This window comes from Enterobacter sp. ODB01, from assembly GCF_001623605.1.
GTDB lineage: Bacteria > Pseudomonadota > Gammaproteobacteria > Enterobacterales > Enterobacteriaceae > Enterobacter > Enterobacter kobei.
Genome location: NZ_CP015227.1, coordinates 602,648 through 626,300, shown reverse-complemented (window position 1 = coordinate 626,300; position 23,653 = coordinate 602,648). Strand labels below are relative to the sequence as shown.

The window sequence follows — 23,653 nt, the reverse complement described above, 5'->3', positions numbered from 1 at the left end:
CTGTAGTAACGTAAGCCGGGTAAGGCGAAGCCGCCACCCGGCTTTTTTATTGGGAGAAGACAATGGCAATTGCACTGGTCACCGGCGCCAGCCGCGGCATTGGCAAAGCCACCGCGCTGCAACTGGCTCGCGAAGGTTATACCGTGGCGGTGAACTATCACCACAATATCAAAGCCGCAAAGGACGTCATCAATCAGATCGTTGAGGCGGGTGGAAAAGCATTTGCCCTGCGTGCAGACATTAGCGATGAAGCGCAGGTCATGGCCATGTTTGACAGCCTCGATCGCGAAGGTGAGCCCCTTACCGCGCTGGTCAATAATGCAGGCATCCTGTTTGAGCAATCCACTATTGAGAATCTGTCCGCTGAACGCATTAACCGCGTGCTGAGCACCAATGTCACGGGCTATTTTCTCTGCTGCCGTGAGGCGGTAAAGCGCATGTCGCACAAACATGGCGGCAAGGGTGGCGCGATTGTCAATGTCTCCTCTGCCGCGTCTCGTCTGGGCGCGCCGGGGGAGTATGTCGATTACGCGGCCTCCAAAGGCGCGGTAGATTCCCTGACTACCGGATTATCGCTGGAGGTAGCGGCGCAGGGTATCCGCGTAAACTGCGTGCGGCCCGGGCTGATTTATACCGATATTCACGCGTCTGGTGGGGAGCCGGGGCGGGTGGATCGCGTGAAATCGTTACTGCCGATGCAGCGCGGCGGCCAGCCGGAAGAGGTCGCGCAGGCGATAGTCTGGCTGCTGAGCGAGAAGGCGTCATACGTGACGGGCAGTTTTATTGAACTGGCGGGCGGGAAATAAACGCCGGGTGGCGGCTTCGCCTTACCCGGCCTACGATTCGCAGGTTTTGTAGGCCGGTGCAAGCGTAGCGCCGCCCGGCGTTACGGCGTTAAAGTTGCTCGCCGTTGCTGGCAATCACGCCTTTATACCATTCGAAGCTTTTCTTACGGGAACGCGACATGTCGCCGGTGCCGTCGTCGTGTTTATTGACGTAGATAAAACCGTAGCGCTTGCTGTACTGGCCTGTAGTGAATGACACGCAGTCAATGCAGCCCCATGGCGTATAGCCCATCAGATCCACGCCATCGTGGGTGACGGCTTTGATCATCTCTTCAACGTGGGCGCGCAGGTAGTCGATACGATAGTCATCGTTGATGCTGCCATCCTCTTCCACCTTATCGTAAGCACCGAAGCCGTTTTCCACGATAAACAGCGGCTTCTGATAGCGTTCGTATAGTTCGCACAGGGAATAACGCAGGCCCACCGGGTCAATCTGCCAGCCCCAGTCGGACGCCTTGACGTGCGGATTAGGTACGCTGCCCTCGAAGCCAGAAATCGCGTCACCGGTGCCACCTTCCGCTTTCACCGCATTGGTCATGTAGTAGCTGAAGCCCAGATAGTCGCAGGTACCTTCGCGGAGGATCTGCTCATCGCCTGCGTCCATTTTGATGGAGAAACCGCGGCGCTCCCATTCATTCAGTACGTAAGACGGATAGTAGCCACGCAGCTGAACATCGGTAAAGACATAGCGCTCGCGCATGGATTCCTGGGCGAACATCACGTCTTCCGGTTTGCAGGAGAACGGATAGAGCGCCACCATGGCCAGCATGCAGCCGACTTTCATCTCCGGATTGATACGGCGCGCGGCTTTCACCGCCAGGGCACTCGCCACAAACTGGTGGTGCAGCACCTGGTACATGGTCTCTTCCGGATTTTCATGTTCGGTATAGACCACGCCTGAGCAGCAATAACCAAAGAGCGGCGCACGCCAGTTACGCTGGTTGTTGATTTCATTGAAGGTCATCCAGTATTTGACCTTGTGCTTGTAGCGCTCAAAAACCACTTCCGCGAAGCGTACAAAGAAATCGACCACTTTACGGTTGGTCCAGCTGCCGTACTCCTGCACCAGGTGCAGCGGCATTTCGAAGTGGGAGAGGGTGATCACCGGCTCGATGTTGTATTTCAGCAGCTCATCGAACATGTCGTCATAGAACTTCAGCCCTTCCTCGTTTGGCTGCGTTTCGTCACCTTTCGGGAAGATGCGCGTCCAGGCAATCGAGGTGCGGAAACATTTGAAGCCCATCTCGGCAAACAGCTTGATATCTTCTTTGTAGTGGCCGTGGAAATCGATGGCCTCGTGATTTGGGTAGTATTTACCCGGCACTACGTCCTGCGTGATTTCGCGCGGCACGCCGTGCGCCCCGCCGGTCAGTACGTCGCAGATGCTCGGCCCCTTGCCGCCTTTGTCCCAGCCGCCTTCAACCTGATGCGCCGCAACGGCACCGCCCCATAGAAAATCTTTCGGTAAGGTCAATTTTTTCATCGCTGCTATTCTCAATAAATGACGTATTGGTTTTGAGTCTAGCAAAGCGAAATTGAATGTCACGATATAACAATTCGCGGAAATTGTGATTTGTCACATCAAAAAAACAGGATGTTTTATTCCGCCAGTTTCTTCGCCAGTTTGCGTCCGAGAGATTCCAGAATATAGATAACGGGGATTTGTGTGGTGATGTCGTAGACGCCTGCAATACGCGTCTGGGGAACGTGCCAGGAGAGATTAAAGTCCGCCAGTTTTGCCAGGCGCGAGTGTTCATGGCTGGTAATGGAGAGAACCTTGCAGTGATGCAGGCTGAACTGGCTGGCGAAGCGCAGGATCTCCTCGGTCTCGCCCGACACAGAGAGCACAATTGCCAGTGCATTTTTCGCCATATCATTGGTGACCGGGAAATAAGGGTCATCAATATGGTTGCTGAATTTTCCGATATTCGAAAAGAAACGGGCACCGTATTTTGCCAGCGATCCTGATGTCCCTGCGCCGACAAATATAATTCGCTCCGAAGAGAGAATGATATTTACCGCGTCATCCAGTAAAGCGTCGAACTCTTCATTATTCACGCTTTTAAAGAAACTGATAATTTCGCTGGCGCCGAAATTCGCCTGCTGAGGTTCGTTCTGTTCAAGATAGAGCTTAAAGCGCACGCGAAACTCAGAATACCCTTCACAGTTGAGCTTACGGCAAAAGCGCAGGATGGTGGTGGTTGAGACGCCCGCCGCATCCGCCAGTTCGCGGATGGTCATGTACATCACTTTGTCACGGTTTTTAATGACATAGTTGTAGACCATCATCTCCAGGTTATTGAGACTGGCAATGGCGGAGTGGGTGAACATACTCACAGTGGCAAAACTCTCATTCAGACCTCGTTTAACCATCATAACATGCAGCCAGACGGCAGGATCTAATTTTATGCTATTGATTCATAACGCATAAATTTTAATGTGAACAAATGTCAGGTGAAAAATATATCTATGCTTTTGATTTTTATTGTAAAAAAATTACATGGAAAATATTTTAGCTAACAGGTGTTCACTGGAATCATTCTCAGTTAGCATAGTCATGCGATGAATAATCATCTTTAGTTTCCCGGAGTTTTGTATGGCGAGCAGACCATTAATCGCACAGGGATATTCACTGGCGGAGGAAGTAGCCAACAGCATCAGCCATGGCATTGGCCTGGTGTTTGGGATAGTCGGTTTAGTGTTATTGCTGGTACAGGCGGTTGATACCAATGCCAGCGCGATGGCGATTACCAGCTATAGCCTGTATGGCGGAAGCATGATCCTGTTATTCCTGGCGTCGACGCTCTATCACGCGATTCCGCATCAACGGGCCAAGATATGGCTCAAGAAATTTGACCACTGTGCTATCTATCTGCTTATTGCAGGAACCTATACGCCTTTTCTGCTGGTGGGGCTCAACTCGCCGCTGTCGCGCGGACTGATGATTGTCATCTGGAGTCTGGCGCTGCTGGGGATCCTCTTCAAGCTAACCATTGCACACCGGTTTAAAGTGTTGTCACTGGTGACCTATCTGACCATGGGGTGGTTGTCGCTGATTGTGGTGTATCAACTGGCGATTAAGCTGGCGGTTGGCGGGGTTACGTTGCTGGCAGTGGGAGGCGTAGTGTACTCGCTGGGCGTCATTTTCTACGTCTGCAAGCGCATTCCATACAATCATGCCATCTGGCATGGTTTTGTACTGGGCGGCAGCGTGTGCCATTTTTTGGCAATTTATTTGTATGTGGGGCAGGTGTAGTTTGTTGTCGGGTGGCGGCTTCGCCTTACCCGACCGACGGGATCGGTAGGCCCGGTAAGCGCAGCGCCACCGGGCGATACAGCATCACTCTTCCAGCGAATACGGTAACGGCTCAATACTCAACGTATTCGCATCATCACGCACGCGGAACACGCTGTCGGCTTCCATGTCGTTGTTCATGACGGCCTGGACTAAAAGACGACCATCATCCAGCTGTACGGCGGCTAACACGGTGCCGGTACGGCGCCAGTTATCGCCCATTTTCAGCTCTAAATCTTCACCCGCTTCCGGTACGCGGCTGGCATGACCTGCCAGTGTCCACAGTGCACGTTTATTTGCCCCACGGAATTTTGCACGCGCCACCATCTCCTGGCCGGTGTAACAGCCTTTTTTAAAGCTGATGCCGCCCAGCGCCTGCAGGTTAGTGGCCTGTGGAATAAACTGCGCGCTGTTGGCGGCGTCAATGATCGGCAGACCGGCTTCAATATTCAGCGCCAGCCACTGCTGGCTGTTGTTGAGCTGCGCTTCGCCGCGCAGTGCTTCGGTGACGCGTTCGGCGGTTGCGGCATCCGTGACAAGCAGGAAGCGCTCCGCCGGATGTTCAAACCACAGGATGGAGGTGGCCCCCTCGCTGACGACCTGTTTTTCTGCATCCGGCAGCTCAGCAAACAGATTTTTCAGCGCGGCACGTGCCTGGAAGCCCGCCACGCCCAGCAGAACATGTTCGTCGTCCGGGACGATAGTGACTTTGGAAAAGACTGCATACTTTTTCAGCTCTTTGAGCTGCGCATCTCGCAGGCTGCGGCGTTCAATAAAGGCAAAACCGTCCTGACGGCGGAAAAGACGCAGATTGCTCCACATTTTGCCTTTGGGGTCACAATGCGCCGCCAGCAGGTGCTGGTGTTCGGTCATCTGGCTGACGTCGGCGGTGACCTGGCCCTGGAGGTATTTTTCGGCGTCGGCGCCGGCGAGCGTCGCCAGCGCCCAGTCATCAAGAGAAATAAGCGTCAGCGGCAGACGCGCAGAGGCGGCGGGCTGGCGAGGAGAAAATGGTGTAAATGCCATAACGATATCCTGAATTGCTTAACGCTTTGATAATGCCTAATGGTAAAAGAGCCTGCTGGCAATGCAAGCGCTTTCAGCAGACCATTTGTGCCATAAACCGGTTATGCGTAGCGCTACGCAAAATAGTGTAATCCGCTGTCTTTGTAGGGGTTATTCTGGAAGCCTGCTCGTTGATCGCAATATTCCAGTAATGAAACGGTCAAAAACACGTTACACTAGCTGGTGTCCCCGTAGAGAAATAAAGAACACTGAACGGGGGCCCGACTGTGCCAAACGTAATGCAGGAAACTGAACATGGATATTAACAACAAGGCCCGTATTCACTGGGCATGCCGTCGCGGCATGCGTGAACTTGATATTTCCATCATGCCTTTCTTCGAATATGAGTATGACAGCTTAAGCGATGATGATAAGCGGCTGTTTGTTCGCCTGCTTGAGTCTGACGATCCAGATTTATTCAACTGGCTGATGAACCACGGCAAACCCGCCGACACCGAGTTGCAACGGATGGTGCAATTAATTCAAACACGGAATCGGGAACGTGGTCCTGTGGCAATCTGATCTTCGCGTCTCGTGGCGCTCGCAGTGGATGTCGTTAATGCTCCACGGCCTGGTTGCGGCCATCGTGTTACTCATGCCATGGCCCCTGAGCTATACACCGCTGTGGCTGCTATTACTTTCGTTTGTCGTTTTTGACAGCGTACGCAGCCAGCGTCGCATTAATGCTCGTCAGGGTGAGATCAAGTTACTGATGGATTCCCGCCTGCGCTGGCAGGGAAAAGAGTGGGATATTCTGGGTATGCCATGGATGCTCAACTCCGGCATGATGTTACGGTTACGCAATGTGGACGGCGGGCGTTGCCAGCACCTGTGGCTGGCGGCTGACAGTATGGATGCTTCAGAATGGCGAGATCTGCGCCGGATGTTGTTGCAACAGCCGACGCAGGAGTAATCCACTTAGCTAAATTTTTCTGCCATTTCGCCAAGTATCTGTTCGCACCAGGCCTGCAGGCGCTCGTCGCTGAGATCGTACTGATTGGTTTCATCCAGCGCGAGTCCGACAAACAGCTGGCCGTCGGCAATGATCGGTTTTTGACTGGTGAACTCGTATCCTTCGGTTGGCCAGTAGCCGATAAACGTCGCCCCTTTCGGTACCAGTTTGTCATGCAGCATGCCAAGTGCATCAAGAAACCATTCGCCGTAGCCCAACTGATCGCCCATGCCGTACATCGCAATAATTTTGCCGTCGAGATTGACTGAATCGAGCTGATCCCAGATGGCTTCCCAGTCTTCCTGTATCTCACCAAAATCCCAGGTTGGGATACCGAGGATCAGTACATCGTACTGTTCCATCAGCGCGACCGCGTCATCTTTCAGGTTATGCAACGTCACCAGTTCGGGGCCAATGATGTCGCGAATTTTCTCTGCCGCCATTTCGGTGTAGCAGGTGCTGGAACCATAGAAAAGACCAATATTCATCGCGTAACTATCTCAATTCATGCTTTGACTTTGTGCGTAGTGTACCAGAAACCGGTCGCAATCAGGCATAATGGCCTGACTGCAGAATCAAAGGGGCCGATGTGGAAAAGGATCTCGCACTCGTTGAACAGTTTCTCGATGCGCTGTGGCTGGAGAAAAATCTGGCCGAGAACACGCTCAGTGCCTATCGGCGCGATCTCACCATGCTGGTGGAGTGGCTGGCGCGTCGCGAATTATCGCTGGCGAGTGCGCAAAGCGACGACCTTCAGGCGCTGCTCGCGGAACGGGTTGAAGGGGGCTATAAGGCCACCAGTTCTGCACGCTTGCTCAGCGCGATGCGTCGGCTGTTCCAGCATCTCTACCGTGAGAAGATTCGGGAAGACGATCCGAGTGCGCTTCTGGCGTCCCCTAAACTCCCGCAGCGGCTGCCGAAAGATCTCAGCGAAGCACAAGTTGAGAGATTATTACAGTCACCTGCTGTTGACCTGCCGCTGGAGTTACGCGATAAAGCCATGCTTGAGCTATTGTATGCTACCGGTTTGCGTGTCTCTGAACTGGTTGGCCTGACGATGAGCGACATCAGCCTGCGTCAGGGCGTGGTGCGCGTCATCGGTAAAGGAAATAAGGAAAGGCTGGTGCCGCTGGGAGAAGAAGCGGTTTACTGGCTGGAAACGTATCTTGAGCATGGCCGTCCATGGTTGCTCAATGGCGTGTCTATCGACGTCCTGTTTCCGAGCCAGCGCGCACAGCAGATGACACGACAAACGTTCTGGCATCGCATCAAGCATTACGCCACACTGGCGGGTATCGACAGTGAAAAGCTTTCGCCGCACGTATTGCGTCACGCTTTCGCGACGCATCTGTTAAACCACGGCGCAGATTTACGCGTGGTGCAGATGCTACTGGGACACAGCGATCTTTCTACGACGCAAATTTACACCCATGTCGCGACGGAACGCCTGCGGCAGCTACACCAACAGCACCACCCTCGTGCGTGAGTGCCGACAAATTGTAACGGGATCAACTATGAAAAAGTCTTTCGCGCTGTTCACCCTGCTGGCAGCCTCTTTTACCGGGTTCGCCCATGCGGATGACGCCGCTATTAAACAGTCACTGGCTAAACTGGGCGTTACCAGCAGCGACATCCAGTCTGCACCGGTTGCCGGGATGAAAACGGTACTGACTAACAGCGGCGTGCTGTATGTCACCGAAGACGGCAAACATATTATTCAGGGGCCAATGTATGACGTGAGCGGCGCGCAGCCGGTCAATGTCACCAACCAGCTGCTGATGAAAAACCTGAATGCGCTCGAAAAAGAGATGATCGTCTATAAAGCGGCGCAGGAAAAACATGTGATTACCGTCTTCACCGACATCACCTGTGGCTACTGCCACAAGCTCCATGAGCAGATGAAAGACTATAACGCGCTGGGCATTACCGTGCGTTACCTGGCCTTCCCGCGTGCAGGCGTGCAGAGCCAGCCAGAGCAAGACATGAAAGCGATTTGGTGTGCGAAAGATCGCAACAAAGCGTTTGACGATGCGATGAGCGGTAAAGAGGTTAAGTCTGCGTCCTGCGATATCGATATTGCTAACCACTACGCGCTGGGCGTGCAGTTCGGCGTAAGCGGTACGCCAGCGATTGTCCTGAGCAATGGCTATGTTGTGCCGGGTTACCAGGGACCAAAAGAGATGAAAGAGTTCCTCGACGCGCACCAGAAACAGTTTGGTGGTAAATAATCCGCGTGAAAGCCCCGATAAAATTGCGCCGCCGCGAGGCGGTTGAACCGGTTGATTTGCCAGACGATCTCCCGCCCCTGCTGAAGCGTCTCTACGCCAGCCGCGGCGTGCGCAGTGCTGAGGATCTTGAACGCAGCGTCAAAGGGATGCTGCCCTGGCAGCAGCTCAACGGCATCGAAAAAGCCATCGAAATGCTCTACAACGCGCTCCGTGAGGGAACGCGTATTGTGGTGGTAGGGGATTTCGATGCAGATGGCGCAACCAGTACGGCCTTGAGCGTATTGAGTCTGCGCGCGCTGGGCTGCGATAACGTCACTTACCTTGTGCCGAACCGCTTTGAAGACGGTTACGGCCTCAGCCCGGAAGTGGTCGATCAGGCTCACGCCCGCGGGGCACAGATGATCATGACCGTTGATAACGGGATCTCTTCCCATGCAGGTGTCGATCATGCGCACGCGCTGGGGATCCCGGTGTTGGTCACCGATCACCACTTGCCGGGTGAAACATTGCCGGACGCTGAAGCGATCATCAATCCCAACCTGCGCGACTGCGATTTCCCGTCAAAATCTCTCGCCGGTGTGGGGGTAGCGTTTTATCTGATGCTGGCGCTGCGGACCCTGCTTCGTGATAAGGGCTGGTTCGAATCACGCGGTATCGCCATACCAAACCTGGCCGAATATCTCGACCTGGTGGCGCTGGGTACCGTCGCGGATGTCGTGCCGCTCGATACCAATAACCGTATTTTGACCTGGCAGGGCTTAAGCCGCATTCGCGCGGGCAAGTGCCGTCCGGGGATTAAGGCGCTGCTGGAAATTGCCAACCGCGATCCGCTCAAGCTGGCGGCAAGTGATTTGGGTTTTGCCCTCGGGCCGCGTCTGAACGCTGCCGGAAGGCTGGACGATATGTCCGTCGGTGTGGCGCTGCTGCTGTGCGATAACATCGGCGAAGCGCGCGTCCTGGCCAATGAGCTCGACGCGTTGAACCAGACCCGTAAAGAGATAGAGCAGGGAATGCAGGCCGAAGCGCTGACCCTTTGCGAAAAACTCGAACGCAGCGGTGAAACGCTGCCGGGCGGGCTGGCGATGTATCATCCTGAGTGGCATCAGGGTGTGGTTGGCATTCTGGCCTCGCGCATTAAAGAGCGCTTCCACCGCCCGGTGATCGCGTTTGCCCCGGCTGGTGACGGCACGCTGAAAGGCTCTGGCCGTTCGATTCAGGGTCTTCACATGCGTGATGCACTGGAGCGTCTGGATACGCTGTACCCGGGCCTGATGATCAAATTTGGCGGCCATGCGATGGCGGCGGGTCTGTCGCTGGAAGAGGCGAAATTTGACGAATTTCAGCGGCTATTTGGTGAACTGGTCACCGACTGGATTGACCCTGCCTTGTTGCAGGGAGAAGTGGTGTCCGACGGCGAGCTCTCACCGCATGAGATGACAATGGACGTGGCGCAGATGCTGCGCGATGCCGGTCCGTGGGGACAGATGTTCCCTGAACCGCTGTTCGACGGCCGTTTCCGCCTGCTTCAGCAACGTATCGTCGGCGAGCGTCATCTGAAAGTCATGGTTGAGCCCGTTGGCGGCGGACCGCTGCTGGACGGCATCGCCTTCAACGTCGATACGGCCATCTGGCCGGACAACGGCGTGCGCGAGGTCGAACTGGCATACAAACTGGATATCAACGAGTTTCGCGGAAACCGCACCCTTCAGATCATCATCGACAATATCTGGCCAATTTAGCGGCAGTAATCTCTATAAAAAAGGGCGTGGATTCGGTACAATCCCGCTCTTATCACCGCATTTTGACAAGTCCATAAAAGAAAACAGACCATGTTTGAAATTAATCCGGTAAAAAACCGTATTCAGGACCTCACGGAGCGCTCTGACGTTCTTAGGGGGTATCTTTGACTACGATGCCAAGAAAGAGCGTCTTGAAGAAGTAAACGCCGAGCTGGAACAGCCGGACGTCTGGAACGAACCTGAACGCGCACAGGCGCTGGGTAAAGAGCGTTCCTCTCTCGAAGCTATCGTAGATACGCTGGATCAAATGGCTCAGGGGCTGGAAGATGTTTCCGGTTTGCTCGAGCTGGCCGTCGAAGCCGACGACGAAGAAACCTTTAACGAAGCCGTGGCAGAACTCGACGTGCTGGAAGAGAAGCTGGCGCAGCTGGAATTCCGTCGTATGTTCTCCGGCGAATACGACAGCGCTGACTGTTACCTCGATATTCAGGCAGGTTCTGGCGGTACCGAAGCGCAGGACTGGGCCAGCATGCTGACGCGTATGTACCTGCGTTGGGCAGAAGCGCGCGGCTTCAAAACCGAAATCATCGAAGAGTCTGAAGGTGAAGTGGCCGGTATTAAATCCGTCACCATCAAGATCATTGGCGACTACGCCTACGGCTGGCTGCGTACCGAGACCGGCGTTCACCGTCTGGTGCGTAAGAGCCCGTTCGACTCCGGTGGCCGTCGCCATACCTCCTTCAGCTCGGCGTTTGTTTACCCGGAAGTTGACGAAGATATTGATATCGAAATTAACCCGGCGGACCTGCGTATTGACGTTTATCGCGCCTCCGGTGCGGGTGGTCAGCACGTTAACCGTACGGAATCGGCGGTGCGTATTACCCACATTCCAACCGGGCTGGTAACACAATGCCAGAACGACCGTTCCCAGCATAAGAACAAAGACCAGGCCATGAAGCAGATGAAAGCGAAGCTTTATGAGCTGGAGATGCAGAAGAAAAATGCTGAGAAACAGGCGATGGAAGATAACAAGTCCGACATCGGTTGGGGCAGCCAGATCCGTTCTTACGTCCTTGATGACTCCCGCATCAAAGACCTGCGTACCGGGGTTGAAACCCGTAACACGCAGGCGGTGCTGGACGGCAGCCTGGACCAATTTATCGAAGCAAGTTTGAAAGCAGGGTTATGAGGAACCAACATGTCTGAACAACAAGCACAGGGCGCTGACGCGGTAGTCGATCTTAACAACGAACTGAAAACCCGCCGCGAGAAGCTGGCAGCGCTGCGTGAGCAGGGCGTGCCGTTCCCGAACGATTTTCGTCGTGACCACACCTCAGACCAACTGCACGCTGACTTCGACGGTAAAGAGAACGAAGAGCTGGAAGCGCTGAACATCGAAGTGGCCGTTGCTGGCCGTATGATGACCCGTCGTATTATGGGTAAAGCCTCCTTCGTGACTTTGCAGGACGTGGGTGGCCGTATTCAGCTGTATGTTTCCCGTGACGATCTGCCGGAAGGCATCTACAACGAGCAGTTCAAGAAGTGGGATCTGGGCGATATCCTTGGCGCGAAAGGTAAACTGTTCAAAACCAAAACCGGTGAACTGTCTATCCACTGTACCGAGCTGCGTCTGCTGACCAAAGCGCTGCGTCCGCTGCCGGACAAATTCCACGGCCTGCAGGATCAGGAAGCGCGCTATCGTCAGCGTTATCTGGATCTCATCTCTAACGATGAATCCCGCAAGACCTTCAAAATTCGCTCCCAGATCATGGCCGGTATTCGCCAGTTCATGGTGAACCGCGACTTTATGGAAGTGGAAACCCCGATGATGCAGGTGATTCCAGGCGGTGCGTCTGCCCGTCCATTCATCACCCATCATAACGCCCTGGACCTGGACATGTACCTGCGTATCGCGCCGGAACTGTACCTGAAGCGTCTGGTGGTAGGTGGCTTTGATCGCGTATTCGAGATCAACCGTAACTTCCGTAACGAAGGTATCTCCGTTCGTCATAACCCAGAGTTCACCATGATGGAACTCTATATGGCGTATGCAGATTATAAAGATCTGATCGAGCTGACCGAATCCCTGTTCCGTACCCTGGCGCAGGACATTCTGGGCACCACCCAGGTCCCTTACGGTGAAGAAGTGTTCGACTTCGGCAAGCCGTTCGAAAAACTGACCATGCGCGAAGCAATCAAGAAATACCGTCCTGAAACCAACATGGCGGATCTGGATAACTTCGACTCTGCGAAAGCGATCGCGGAAAGCATCGGTATCAAGGTAGAGAAGAGCTGGGGTCTGGGCCGTATCGTGACCGAGATCTTCGAAGAAGTGGCCGAAGCGCACCTGATTCAGCCGACCTTCATCACCGAATACCCTGCTGAAGTGTCTCCGCTGGCGCGTCGTAATGACGAGAACCCGGAAATCACTGACCGTTTCGAATTCTTCATCGGCGGCCGTGAAATCGGCAACGGCTTTAGCGAGCTGAACGATGCGGAAGATCAGGCGCAGCGCTTCCAGGATCAGGTTGATGCGAAAGCAGCGGGCGATGACGAAGCGATGTTCTTCGACGAAGACTACGTGACCGCGCTGGAGCACGGCCTGCCACCAACGGCGGGTCTGGGTATTGGTATCGACCGTATGGTCATGCTGTTCACCAACAGCCACACCATCCGTGACGTGATCCTGTTCCCGGCGATGCGTCCGGTGAAATAAGGCGTTAAGATGTAAAAAAAGCCCCGAAAGGGGCTTTTTTATTGCGCGGCAAACGCTCTCAAAGCGTCTCGTGCGACCGTTGCTTCCAGCACCATCCACGGGCTGAAACCCCAGGGCGCGGCGTTTAGGGCGTGGAACAACGATTCCAGCTTAACCCATTCAAATTCCATCACTTCTTCGTGATTAATACGCAGTTCGCTGGTAATGCGTGCCGCGAATACCGGGCAAATCTCATTTTCCACAATCCCGGAAGGATCGGTTTCGCGGTAGCGAAACTCGGCGGCCACGGGGGTAATCGCCGTGATTTCAGCGCCAACCTCATAGCGGCAGCGGCGGATAATCGCCTCTTCCGTCTTTTCACCGGTTTGAGGGTGCCCGCAGACGGAATTCGTCCAGACACCCGGCCAGGCTTTTTTGCTTAGCGCGCGTCGGGTGACCAGACACTCCCCTTCGGCGTTAAACAGCCAGGAGGAGAAGGCCAGATGCAGAGGGGTTTGGGTGGTGTGTGCGGCGTACTTTTCCTGAGTGCCAATCACCATTCCCTGGTCGTTTACCAAAATAACGTGTTCTTGAATACTCATTCGTGCTCCAGTGCCAACGATGCGGATGGTTCTGCACCATCAGCAGAGCAGTATTATACGGCATTCTTATACGAACGGTTTGACCCACAGAGCGGAAAAGGGCTGACCCATTTCTGCCAGGGCTGGTATCATAGGGCGCCATTCACGCTGACCGAGGATCTGTTTTGTTTGCAGGAAGCCTGACGAGAAACCCCATCATCGCCATTTTTTGCCTGACGCTGACATTATTACTGGCCGGCTGTTCGGGGAGTAAATCTTCGGATATGGGCAGCTATTCCGGTTCGGTCTACACCGTTAAGCGCGGTGACACGCTGTATCGGATTTCGCGTGCGACGGGGACCAGCGTGAAGGATCTGGCGCGTCTGAATAACATCTCTCCACCGTATACCATCGAAGTGGGGCAGAAGCTGAAGGTTAGCGGCAGTTCGACCTCGGGTAAAAAATCTTCTGCGAAAGGCAAAACCGCCAAAGTGACGCCATCCTATGCGGTGCCGCAGTCCTCCTGGCCACCGGTCGGTCAACGCTGCTGGATTTGGCCAGCCAGCGGTAAAGTGGTGCTGCCGTACTCCCTGTCTGAAGGGGGTAACAAAGGCATTGATATCGCCGCTGCACGCGGTACGCCGGTTTATGCCTCAGGCGCAGGTAAGGTGGTTTATGTCGGTAACCAGCTACGCGGCTACGGTAACCTGATCATGATTAAGCATGGCGAAGACTACATCACGGCCTATGCGCACAACGACACGATGCTGGTCAATAACGGGCAAAACGTCAAAGCAGGGCAGAAGATTGCCACCATGGGCAGCACGGGAACGGATTCGGTGAAGCTGCACTTCCAGATTCGTTATAAGGCGACGGCCATCGATCCGCAGCGTTATCTTCCGGCACCCGGCAGCAAACCGAAGTGCTAAGTGATTATTTTATCGCCACTTAGTGGTGAAGAGGCTTGTATGAAGAGGCGTAAGGTCTATAATGCCTTACGCACCTCAAAGCGGGCGTAGTTCAATGGTAGAACGAGAGCTTCCCAAGCTCTATACGAGGGTTCGATTCCCTTCGCCCGCTCCACTCCTTTAAAAGCCTTGTAACCTCTTCCCTTTACCTTGAACAACAAGCTTCTGTTTTAGCTGATTATTTTTTTTTGCTGGTTTATGGGATCAGTAATAAGTTTACATCTGGGGAGCGGTATAATTTTGCGTATCACATCCAAACTGATAAATCAGAGACGCATTTAGTCACTGCTGATATTTCTTATCCCGGAAAATAAAGGACTGTACTCCCTGGTGCGGTAATTAGCCATTCCAGTGATCTGGCTGGCCTCCTGTACCCTGTGACGCCTGGGCGTAAATGCAGGTCAGTATAAATACGATCAGAGAATGCTGTTGTTCGTCTTCAAAGATAAAGCTATGACGTTCAAGTCCTTCTAATACTTCCTCAAGCGACAATCTGATCATTTATCTTCCCCGTTGCAGCCTCGCATCCATGCACGACAGAAGATCCAGCCGATGACGAGCCATAGCACTGACAGCGCCACTATTTCTAAAAAGATTTTCATTTTGTTTTGGTGAGTGATTATTATCCTGGTAACGTTTCTGGGCGGTATTATTACTGGTGAGATCGGATGGGGCAAGTCACTAATTTTAATCGGGTATTAGTAGTGCTAATAGTCTCATTCTTCTTATAAGGCATAAAGCATCCGTCGCGATTCAAACCCATCATTAAAAACATATGTGTTTTTCCGAATGTGTATTGAGTTTTCGTTCATGCCGAGTATCCTGTTGGTAAATACTCAGGAGGTTTGATGTCACTAACATCCTTACAACTCTTCAAATACCTCTCCGATGAAACCCGTCTGGGCATCGTACTGCTGCTCAGAGAGATGGGAGAGTTGTGCGTATGCGATCTCTGCACGGCGCTGGATCAGTCGCAGCCCAAGATCTCCCGTCATCTGGCAATGCTACGGGAAAGTGGGCTATTGCAGGATCGTAAGCAGGGCAAGTGGGTTCACTATCGTCTTTCCCCGCATATTCCGTCATGGGCTGCTCAGGTGATTGAGCAAGCCTGGTTAAGCCAGCAGGACGACGTACAGGCCATCGCCCGTAAGCTGGCAACGGCAAATTGCTCTGGTAGCGGTAAGGCTATTTGTCTCTAAAAAAAATTTGCCTGAACATATATGATTTTTCAAATGTGAGGTGTTCAGAATGAAAACGTTAACGGTGTTTGACCCGGCATTGTGCTGCAGTACCGGCGTATGTGGTTCAGATGTCGATCAGGTTCTGGTTGATTTTTCTGCGGATGTGCAGTGGTTGAAAGGACGCGGCGTATAGGTGGAACGTTACAACCTGGCGCAGCAGCCCATGAGCTTCGTTCAGAACGAAAAAGCGAAAGCCTTCCTTGAAGCCTCGGGAGCAGAAGGGCTTCCGCTACTGTTGCTGGACGGTGAAACGGTAATGGCCGGGCGATATCCAAAACGCGCTGAGCTGGCTCGCTGGTTTGGGATCCCGCTGGAAAAAGTGGGCCTGGCGCCCACCGGCTGCTGTGGTGGGAAGACTTCCTGTTGCTAAGTATGTCGGGAGGACATATGAAATTCTTACAGAATATCCCGCCTTACCTGTTTTTTACCGGAAAGGGCGGAGTGGGCAAAACCTCCATTTCCTGCGCGACGGCTATCCGCCTGGCGGGACGGGGTAAGCGGGTATTGCTGGTGAGTACCGATCCCGCTTCCAATGTCGGCCAGGTCTTTGATCAAACTATCGGTAACACGATCCACTCTGTTAATGCCGTTCCCGGGCTTTCCGCTCTGGAGATTGACCCACAGGAAGCTGCACAGCAGTATCGCGCCAGAATCGTTGATCCTGTTAAGGGGCTTTTGCCTGATGACGTCGTTAACAGCATCAGCGAGCAGCTTTCCGGCGCCTGTACGACTGAGATTGCGGCGTTCGATGAGTTCACCGGTTTATTGACAGACGCTTCCCTGCTGACCCGCTTCGATCACATCATTTTTGATACAGCGCCGACGGGCCACACTATTCGCCTGCTCCAGCTTCCCGGCGCCTGGAGTAGCTTCATTGAAAGTAACCCGGACGGTGCTTCCTGTCTCGGCCCAATGGCCGGGCTGGAAAAACAGCGTGAGCAGTACGCACACGCGGTAGAGGCGTTATCCGATCCTGCGCGTACCCGTCTGGTTCTGGTTGCACGACTGCAGAAATCCACTTTGCAGGAAGTCGCCCGCACCCATGAAGAACTGGCGGCGATCGGCCTGAAAAACCAGTATCTGGTGATTAATGGCGTTTTGCCGGCAGCCGAAGCGGAACATGACGCACTGGCTGCTGCGATATGGCAACGGGAGCAAGAGGCCCTGGCAAATCTTCCTGCCGGTTTATCCGGGCTGCCGACAGATACCTTATTACTGCAACCCGTCAACATGGTTGGCGTGTCGGCATTAAAGGGCCTGCTGGAAAGCCGTTCTGAGGCATTACCGCTCCCGGCAACGAACGCCCTGGATACGCCTGAAAACGCATCGCTCTCTGGCCTGGTCGAGGATATCGCCCGTAACGAACACGGCCTGATTATGCTGATGGGCAAAGGTGGCGTGGGTAAAACCACGATGGCGGCTGCCGTCGCCGTCAGGCTGGCAGACATGGGGTTTGATGTCCATCTCACCACCTCCGATCCCGCCGCACATCTCAGCACAACGCTAAATGGCAGCCTGAATAACCTGCAGGTCAGCCGGATCAACCCACACGAGGAAACCGAACGCTATCGCCGGCATGTCCTTGAGACGAAGGGAAAAGATCTGGACGAAGCAGGGAAACGGCTACTGGAAGAAGATTTACGTTCCCCCTGTACTGAAGAGATCGCCGTCTTCCAGGCATTTTCCCGCGTGATCCGCGAAGCAGGTAAGCGGTTTGTGGTGATGGATACGGCTCCCACGGGGCATACGCTGTTGCTGCTGGATGCAACCGGGGCTTATCACCGCGAAATTGCCAAAAAAATGGGCGACAAAGGCCATTTTACTACCCCGATGATGCAGCTTCAGGACCCGGAGCGAACCAAAGTGCTGCTGGTTACGCTTCCGGAAACCACTCCTGTGCTGGAGGCAGCGAATTTGCAGGCCGATCTTGAACGCGCGGGGATTCATCCGTGGGGCTGGATTATCAATAACAGCCTTTCTATTGCGGATACGCATTCTCCATTGCTTTGCCAGCGCGCCCGGCAGGAATTGCCGCAGATTGAGGCGGTTAAGCATCAGCATGCTGACCGTATAGCGCTTGTTCCGCTACTGGCGTCAGAGCCTGCCGGTATCGAAAAGCTCAGAGCGTTGATGCGTTAATTTTTTGGTTAATACAGGGCGGCAGAGCCGCTCTGTCAGGAGGTTTTATGTTACTGGCAGGCGCTATTTTTGTCCTGACCCTTGTTTTGGTTATCTGGCAGCCGAAGGGGTTGGGGATCGGCTGGAGCGCGACGCTGGGCGCAGCCCTGGCTTTGATTTCAGGCGTTGTGCATTTAGGCGATATTCCGGTGGTGTGGAATATCGTCTGGAACGCGACGGCAACGTTTATTGCCGTCATTATTATCAGCCTGCTGCTTGATGAATCCGGCTTTTTCGAATGGGCAGCGCTGCATGTATCGCGTTGGGGGAATGGTCGGGGCCGTTTGCTCTTTACCTATATCGTTCTGCTCGGCGCAGCGGTAGCGGCACTGTTTGCCAACGACGGTGCTGCTCTTATTCTGACACCGATCGTGATTGCCATGCTGCTGGCATTAGGGTTCAGCAAAGGCACCACGCTGGCATTCGTGATGGCCGCCGGGTTTATTGCCGATACCGCCAGTCTGCCGCTTATTGTGTCAAACCTGGTGAATATTGTTTCGGCAGACTTCTTCGGTCTGGGGTTCACCGAATACGCGTCGGTGATGGTTCCGGTCGATATTGCAGCCATTGTCACCACGCTTGTGATGCTGCATCTGTTCTTTCGCAAAGATATCCCGCCGACTTACGAGCTGTCTCTTCTTAAGACACCGGCAAAAGCGATTAAAGATCCGGCGACGTTTCGTACCGGCTGGGTCGTTTTAATTCTGTTGCTGGTAGGTTTTTTCGTCCTTGAGCCGCTCGGTATTCCGGTGAGCGCGATTGCGGCGGTGGGGGCCGTCATCCTGTTTGCTGTGGCGAAACGCGGCCATGCCATTAACACGGGCAAAGTGCTGCATGGCGCACCCTGGCAGATCGTCATCTTCTCGCTGGGGATGTACCTGGTGGTCTACGGCCTGCGCAACGCCGGGCTTACCGAATACCTTTCAGGTGTGCTGAACGTGCTGGCGGATAAAGGACTCTGGGCCGCGACGCTGGGTACCGGCTTCCTGACGGCTTTCCTGTCTTCCATCATGAATAACATGCCGACCGTGCTGGTTGGTGCGCTCTCTATTGATGGCAGCACCGCAACCGGTGTTATCAAAGAGGCGATGATCTACGCCAACGTGATTGGCTGCGACCTGGGGCCAAAAATCACCCCTATTGGGAGCCTGGCAACGCTGCTCTGGCTGCATGTCCTTTCACAGAAGAACATGACGATTACCTGGGGATATTATTTCCGCACCGGGATCGTTATGACTCTGCCTGTGCTGTTTGTAACGCTGGCCGCGCTGGCGCTACGTCTCTCTTTCACTTTGTAATGAGATACTGTTATGAGCAACATCACTATTTATCACAACCCGGCCTGCGGTACGTCGCGTAATACGCTGGAGATGATCCGCAACAGCGGAAATGAACCGACCGTCATTCATTACCTGGAGAATCCGCCGTCTCGCGATGAACTGGTCAAACTTATTGCAGATATGGGGATCACGGTACGTGCGCTGCTGCGTAAAAATGTCGAGCCTTATGAAGAACTGGGGCTGGCGGAAGATAAGTTTACTGACGATCGGTTAATCGACTTTATGCTGCAGCATCCGATCCTGATTAACCGGCCTATTGTCGTGACACCGCTGGGAACCAAACTGTGCCGTCCTTCAGAAGTGGTTCTGGATATTCTTCCGGATGCGCAGAAAGCGGCTTTCGCGAAGGAAGACGGCGAGAAGGTCGTTGATGAAACAGGTAAACGATTGAAATAAGTATGGCGGAGCGCATTCGCGCTTTGAGTGTCGGCCTGCCATCCCGTTTAGCCACTGAATGGCAGGCCGATTTCTCTAGTTTTTCGGGAATATCCAGACATGCTTCTCTGGCAGCGATAGATGACAATGCTGCGGGTCGCGAAGCTCATTCCCGTAAGCGCGGATCACATAATCATCCCCCGCCGTGCGGAACAGGTACTCCCAGCGGTCGCCAAGATACATGCTGGTGAGGAGCGGCAGCGCAAGCTGATTTTCCCCCGGCCCCTCGACCACCGCCACGCGCTCGACGCGGATCACCGCCGTAGCCTCATTACCGCTCTGTACCCCTTCACCCGCCTGGCCCCAGAGCACCCAGTCTTTTCCTTCAATGCGTGCTTTGCCGTCGCGTACTTCGGTGATTTTGCCATGCAGGCGGTTATTACTGCCCATAAACTCGGCCGTAAAAAGCGTTTTCGGCGAACCGTACATCTCCTGCGGTGTACCCTGTTGCTCGATTTTACCGTTGTTGAGCAGCAGGATGCGGTCGGAAATCGACATCGCTTCGTTCTGGTCGTGCGTTACCATCAGCGCAGATAACCCGAGCTTAATGATCAGCTCGCGCAGAAATACGCGGGCCTCTTCGCGCAGTTTGGCGTCGAGGTTGGACAGCGGCTCGTCCAGCAAAATCACCGGCGGGTTATAGACCAGCGCCCGGCCAATCGCCACGCGCTGCTGCTGCCCGCCGGAGAGCTGGTGCGGATGACGTTTACCAAGATGGCCGAGACCCAGCTGGTCCAGTACATCCTGTACGCGCTGCTGGATCTCTTTAGCCGGGACTTTACGCAACTTGAGCGGATAGGCCACGTTTTCAAATACGGTTTTGTGCGGCCACAAGGCGTAGGACTGGAACACCAGCCCCAGGTTACGCTCCTCCGCCGGAACCTCGCTGCGCGGCGTACCGTCATAAACTTTATTTTGGCCAATGACAATCGACCCCTGGGTCGGTTTTTCCAGACCCGCGACGGCGCGCAGCAGGGTGGTTTTGCCGCTGCCGGAAGGGCCCAGCAGGGAGACCACTTCGCCGCGTTTCAGGTTCATGGAGACCCCTTTTAAAACAGGATTGTCGCCGTAGGTTAAGTGCAGATCGTCAACCGCTAATTCAATCATGTAATTTCACTCCGAAACGAAGGGCAATGCCCAGACCTACCACGACCAGCAGGATATTAATGAAAGAGAGCGCCGCCACGATATCAATTGCACCCGCGGCCCACAGGGAAACCAGCATCGAGCCGATGGTTTCCGTGCCGGGGGAGAGCAGGTACACACCGGTTGAATATTCGCGCTCAAAGATCAGGAACATCAGCAGCCATGAGCCGATAAGCCCGTAGCGGGAGAGCGGAATGGTGACATGGCGGGTGATCTGCCCGCGCGTCGCGCCGGTGCTGCGTGCCGCCTCTTCAAGCTCCGGCCCCACCTGCAACAGCGTGGAAGAGATGAGCCTCAGTCCGTAAGCCATCCACACCACGGTATAAGCCAGCCAGACGCTGAAAATGGTGCTGCGCAGCGAGCGCAGCCAGACGATGACGTTTTCGCGCATCCAGTCGGTCCAGACGAATCCGGAAAGCCAGCCGGATTTCAGGGCGTTATCCAGCCACATCGGCAGGAAGAGAAACACCCACAAAAAGGCCAGACCCGCCAGCAATCCCGGCACGGCGCGCGGCACCAGCACGCTGTAATCCAGGAACCGCGTGGTGTTGTCCGGTTTACGGTGCATGGCAATACCAACAAACAGGTAGCACGCGACGGCCAGTGCGCCGCCAATCACGCCAATCGACATCGAGTTGACGATGGCGCGCAGCAGGTTAGGCTGCGCCCAGATGGTGCGGAAGGTACTCAGCGAAAGCTCATCCCACAGCGAAACGCCCACCCCCCAGTTGGAGATGAACGCGCGCAGCACTACGCCGAGCAGGGGAACGCCGATGGTGACAGTCAGCCAGAAGGCGACCACCGCCCCGGCCACCCAGCGCCATTTACCCAGTGGTAACGCGCGAGCCTGAGAGGCTTTCCCTTTCATGGTAACAAAGCGGTTGGCGGTGCGCATCAGGCGACGCTGGAGCATGACCAGCGGGATAGTGATGCAAATCAGCACCACGGCGACCGCCGCCATCAGATGATAGGAAGGCGTTCCGAGCTTGTTCGTCAGCTGGTACAGATAGGTCGCCAGCACCATGTTGCCTTCCGGATCGCCAAGTACCAGCATCAGACCAAACACTTCCAGCCCGAGGAAGAACAGCAGCACGATGGCGTACAGGATGGATGGCCGCACCATCGGCAGGCTGACGGAGGTCATCACCTGCAGTGGAGAGGCGCCCGCGGTGCGCGCGGCTTCTTCCACATCGGAGCCTACGCTACGCAGCGCGGAGGAAATATAGAGATAGGCATGCGGAACATGCGTCAGGCCGGCAATGACCACGATGCTCGACATGTCATAGATGTTCCACGGCACAAAGCCGATCAGCGCCTGTGCCCACAGGGACAGGAAGCCCACCGGACCGGCAGCCACCACATAGCCAAAACCCAGCACCATCGGTGAAACGAAAATCGGGACCAGGATCAGCGGTTCGATCAGGCGTCGGCCTGGCAGATCGGTACGCACCATCAGAAACGCCAGCACGCCACCCAGCGGAATGGCAATGATGACCAGCCCGAACGCGAGAAGAAAGCCGCTTCTCAGGGCCTTGTAGAAATCAGGGTCGGTGAAGATAAAACCAAATGATTCAAGGCTCCACTCTTTTGCCGGGGAAAAGAACGGGGCGGACAGGAAGCTCTGTATCACGATAAACGACAGTGGCGTATAGATAACCAGGGCGGTTATCAACACGACAATACCGCGCGGCAGGCTTTGCCACTTTCTGCGTAATGTATTCATGGGGTATCCCTGGTGTTGCAGCCCGGAAAAATGAACTCAGTCAGATGAACAGACGCGCGACGGCGCACGCCGCCGCGCCAGGACGCTTATTTGGCGGCGGCTGCACGCCACTCTTTGATGTACTCCAGGCGTTTCTTCGGCTGCAGATACTCCAGCAGCGATTCATCAACCGGGATCGGCTTCAGCGCATTGCCGAGGATTTTGGTCAGGCCGTCGATATCGTTTTTGCCTTCGATATCGTTACGAATGGATGGAATGTCCGCCTGATTTGCCAGGATGCTTTGGCCTTTTTCAGACAGCACATAGTCCAGCCACAGTTTTGCCGCATTGCTGTTTTGCGCCTGCTGGCTGATGAACGACACGCGCGACAGCACCAGGGTGTAATCTTTTGGATAGGATATGCAGAGCGACGGGTCGTTCTTCGCACGCGCTTCAGCGTAAGAACCAAGGATATTGAAGCCGATCAGGTTTTCACCGGAGGAGACCCTCTCCATCATGGTGCCGGTAGACGACTGCACCGCTAAGCCACCTTTGGCAACGTCGGCCAGGGTTTTAAAGTAATTTGGATCGGCCTTGTGATCCTGCACTGAGAGCATAAAACCAAGACCTGATTTCTCAATGTCATAGGTGGTGACTTTACTCTTGAATTTATCCGTCTGGCTGGCAATCAGCTTCGCCAGCGCGGCGTGTGAATCCGGCACGTCACCGGCCGGGATCATGCGTTTATTGTAGATAAAGACCACCGGCTCATAGGTGGTGCCGTACGCCTTATCTTTCCAGACCGCCCATTTCGGCAGCTGGCTCTGCTCCGGCGATTTATACTCCATAGCGTAGTCAGCGGCGAGCTTCAGTCCGGTGTCCATGGACGAGCTCCAGACCACATCACCGCTACCGCCACCGGAGGCCTGTTCGCTGATAAAACGGTTGTACAGTTCCGTGCTGTTCATGTCGTTATATTCAACTTTGATGCCTGGATACGTTTTTTCGAAGCCTTCGATCAGCGGCCCGGCGGCTTTGGTGTCGGTGGTGGAGTAGATGACAACTTTGCCCTCTTTCGTGGCGGCATCGACAACCTTTTGATACTCAGCCGGATAGCCCTGCGGCAGGGCAGACAGCGCAGAAGCGGAGAACAGGACGGTAGCGGTAATCAGAGAAATTCGGAATGTGTTCGACATTATAGTTAACCTTTTAGTTACATTTGAGGAACTAATTGTCAACATAG

The 23,653-nt window shown here is 54.5% G+C and carries 22 protein-coding genes, 1 tRNA gene and 1 pseudogene; 16 read left to right on the top strand and 8 right to left on the bottom strand.

Annotation, left to right across the window (positions count from 1 at the left end):
* The first annotated feature begins 62 nt into the window (after positions 1-62).
* The gene (locus tag A4308_RS02980; RefSeq protein ID WP_014885141.1) at positions 63-806 is read left to right on the top strand and encodes an SDR family oxidoreductase; all 744 of its coding nucleotides are present in this window, start codon (positions 63-65) and stop codon (positions 804-806) included.
* An 88-nt stretch (positions 807-894) separates the two neighbouring features.
* Here A4308_RS02980 and bglA read toward each other — a convergent pair whose 3' ends face one another.
* On the bottom strand, positions 895-2,328 hold the full coding sequence (bglA, locus tag A4308_RS02975; protein ID WP_014885140.1) for a 6-phospho-beta-glucosidase BglA: 1,434 nt from the start codon (positions 2,326-2,328) through the stop codon (positions 895-897).
* A gap of 116 nt (positions 2,329-2,444) precedes the next feature.
* On the bottom strand, positions 2,445-3,176 hold the full coding sequence (locus tag A4308_RS02970) for a MurR/RpiR family transcriptional regulator (RefSeq protein WP_014885139.1): 732 nt from the start codon (positions 3,174-3,176) through the stop codon (positions 2,445-2,447).
* Positions 3,177-3,441: 265 nt separating this feature from the next.
* Between A4308_RS02970 and trhA the strand changes: the two genes are divergently transcribed.
* The gene (gene trhA, locus A4308_RS02965) at positions 3,442-4,101 is read left to right on the top strand and encodes a PAQR family membrane homeostasis protein TrhA (RefSeq protein ID WP_023331242.1); all 660 of its coding nucleotides are present in this window, start codon (positions 3,442-3,444) and stop codon (positions 4,099-4,101) included.
* 84 nt (positions 4,102-4,185) lie between these two features.
* On the opposite strand, the gene ygfZ is transcribed toward trhA, so the two are convergent.
* A complete protein-coding gene (ygfZ, locus tag A4308_RS02960; protein WP_014885137.1) occupies positions 4,186-5,166 on the bottom strand; it encodes a tRNA-modifying protein YgfZ in 981 nt (326 codons plus the stop codon).
* A 294-nt stretch (positions 5,167-5,460) separates the two neighbouring features.
* Here ygfZ and sdhE point away from each other — a divergent pair, with 294 nt between their 5' ends.
* Both sdhE and A4308_RS02950 read left to right on the top strand, forming a co-directional pair.
* Entirely contained in the window at positions 5,461-5,727 is a 267-nt protein-coding gene (sdhE, locus tag A4308_RS02955; protein WP_010435322.1) for an FAD assembly factor SdhE, read from the top strand.
* Complete coding sequence (locus A4308_RS02950; protein WP_014885136.1) at positions 5,708-6,118, top strand: protein YgfX; 411 nt, start codon at positions 5,708-5,710, stop codon at positions 6,116-6,118. Before sdhE ends, A4308_RS02950 begins: the two co-directional genes overlap by 20 nt.
* 5 nt (positions 6,119-6,123) lie before the next feature.
* On the opposite strand, the gene fldB is transcribed toward A4308_RS02950, so the two are convergent.
* On the bottom strand, positions 6,124-6,645 hold the full coding sequence (gene fldB, locus A4308_RS02945) for a flavodoxin FldB (protein WP_014885135.1): 522 nt from the start codon (positions 6,643-6,645) through the stop codon (positions 6,124-6,126).
* A gap of 101 nt (positions 6,646-6,746) precedes the next feature.
* Between fldB and xerD the strand changes: the two genes are divergently transcribed.
* The 5 genes from xerD (at position 6,747) to lysS (ending at position 12,840) form a co-directional block, all read left to right on the top strand.
* A complete protein-coding gene (xerD, locus tag A4308_RS02940; RefSeq protein WP_014885134.1) occupies positions 6,747-7,643 on the top strand; it encodes a site-specific tyrosine recombinase XerD in 897 nt (298 codons plus the stop codon).
* Positions 7,644-7,671: 28 nt separating this feature from the next.
* Positions 7,672-8,385: a bifunctional protein-disulfide isomerase/oxidoreductase DsbC gene (gene dsbC / locus A4308_RS02935; protein WP_045134112.1), complete on the top strand. Its 714-nt coding sequence runs from the start codon at positions 7,672-7,674 to the stop codon at positions 8,383-8,385.
* Positions 8,386-8,390: 5 nt separating this feature from the next.
* Entirely contained in the window at positions 8,391-10,124 is a 1,734-nt protein-coding gene (gene recJ, locus A4308_RS02930; RefSeq protein WP_032635612.1) for a single-stranded-DNA-specific exonuclease RecJ, read from the top strand.
* A gap of 90 nt (positions 10,125-10,214) precedes the next feature.
* Positions 10,215-11,313, top strand: a protein-coding gene (prfB, locus tag A4308_RS02925) for a peptide chain release factor 2 (protein ID WP_096059326.1) whose coding sequence is annotated in 2 segments (ribosomal slippage) — positions 10,215-10,289 and positions 10,291-11,313 — 1,098 coding nt in all. Because the reading frame shifts where the segments join, the coding sequence is not laid out codon by codon here.
* A gap of 9 nt (positions 11,314-11,322) precedes the next feature.
* Entirely contained in the window at positions 11,323-12,840 is a 1,518-nt protein-coding gene (gene lysS / locus A4308_RS02920; RefSeq protein ID WP_014885130.1) for a lysine--tRNA ligase, read from the top strand.
* A gap of 38 nt (positions 12,841-12,878) precedes the next feature.
* Here the strand turns inward: lysS and idi are convergent, their stop codons facing one another.
* Positions 12,879-13,421 (bottom strand): isopentenyl-diphosphate Delta-isomerase, encoded by a 543-nt coding sequence (gene idi, locus A4308_RS02915; protein WP_014885129.1) that lies wholly within the window; start codon positions 13,419-13,421, stop codon positions 12,879-12,881.
* Between the two features lie 164 nt (positions 13,422-13,585).
* Here idi and actS point away from each other — a divergent pair, with 164 nt between their 5' ends.
* The 7 genes and pseudogenes from actS to arsC all read left to right on the top strand — a co-directional run bounded on the left by actS (position 13,586) and on the right by arsC (position 19,523).
* A complete protein-coding gene (gene actS, locus A4308_RS02910; protein WP_041163068.1) occupies positions 13,586-14,329 on the top strand; it encodes an amidase activator ActS in 744 nt (247 codons plus the stop codon).
* 80 nt (positions 14,330-14,409) lie between these two features.
* Positions 14,410-14,483, top strand: a tRNA-Gly gene (locus tag A4308_RS02905).
* A 733-nt stretch (positions 14,484-15,216) separates the two neighbouring features.
* Positions 15,217-15,567, top strand: coding sequence for an As(III)-sensing metalloregulatory transcriptional repressor ArsR (arsR, locus tag A4308_RS02900; protein ID WP_014885112.1), 351 nt, complete (start codon positions 15,217-15,219; stop codon positions 15,565-15,567).
* Positions 15,568-15,616: 49 nt separating this feature from the next.
* A pseudogene (gene arsD / locus A4308_RS02895) lies at positions 15,617-15,979 on the top strand (arsenite efflux transporter metallochaperone ArsD).
* Positions 15,980-15,996: 17 nt separating this feature from the next.
* Positions 15,997-17,748, top strand: coding sequence for an arsenite efflux transporter ATPase subunit ArsA (gene arsA / locus A4308_RS02890; protein WP_045134113.1), 1,752 nt, complete (start codon positions 15,997-15,999; stop codon positions 17,746-17,748).
* 47 nt (positions 17,749-17,795) lie between these two features.
* The gene (gene arsB, locus A4308_RS02885; protein WP_045134114.1) at positions 17,796-19,085 is read left to right on the top strand and encodes an arsenite efflux transporter membrane subunit ArsB; all 1,290 of its coding nucleotides are present in this window, start codon (positions 17,796-17,798) and stop codon (positions 19,083-19,085) included.
* Positions 19,086-19,097: 12 nt separating this feature from the next.
* The gene (arsC, locus tag A4308_RS02880) at positions 19,098-19,523 is read left to right on the top strand and encodes a glutaredoxin-dependent arsenate reductase (RefSeq protein WP_014885108.1); all 426 of its coding nucleotides are present in this window, start codon (positions 19,098-19,100) and stop codon (positions 19,521-19,523) included.
* Positions 19,524-19,598: 75 nt separating this feature from the next.
* Here arsC and A4308_RS02875 read toward each other — a convergent pair whose 3' ends face one another.
* The 3 genes from A4308_RS02875 to A4308_RS02865 all read right to left on the bottom strand — a co-directional run bounded on the left by A4308_RS02875 (position 19,599) and on the right by A4308_RS02865 (position 23,606).
* Positions 19,599-20,669: an ABC transporter ATP-binding protein gene (locus tag A4308_RS02875; protein WP_045134115.1), complete on the bottom strand. Its 1,071-nt coding sequence runs from the start codon at positions 20,667-20,669 to the stop codon at positions 19,599-19,601.
* On the bottom strand, positions 20,662-22,431 hold the full coding sequence (locus A4308_RS02870) for an ABC transporter permease (RefSeq protein WP_023331232.1): 1,770 nt from the start codon (positions 22,429-22,431) through the stop codon (positions 20,662-20,664). Before A4308_RS02870 ends, A4308_RS02875 begins: the two co-directional genes overlap by 8 nt.
* Positions 22,432-22,517: 86 nt before the next feature.
* Positions 22,518-23,606: an ABC transporter substrate-binding protein gene (locus A4308_RS02865; protein WP_063308469.1), complete on the bottom strand. Its 1,089-nt coding sequence runs from the start codon at positions 23,604-23,606 to the stop codon at positions 22,518-22,520.
* Positions 23,607-23,653: the final 47 nt, after the last annotated feature.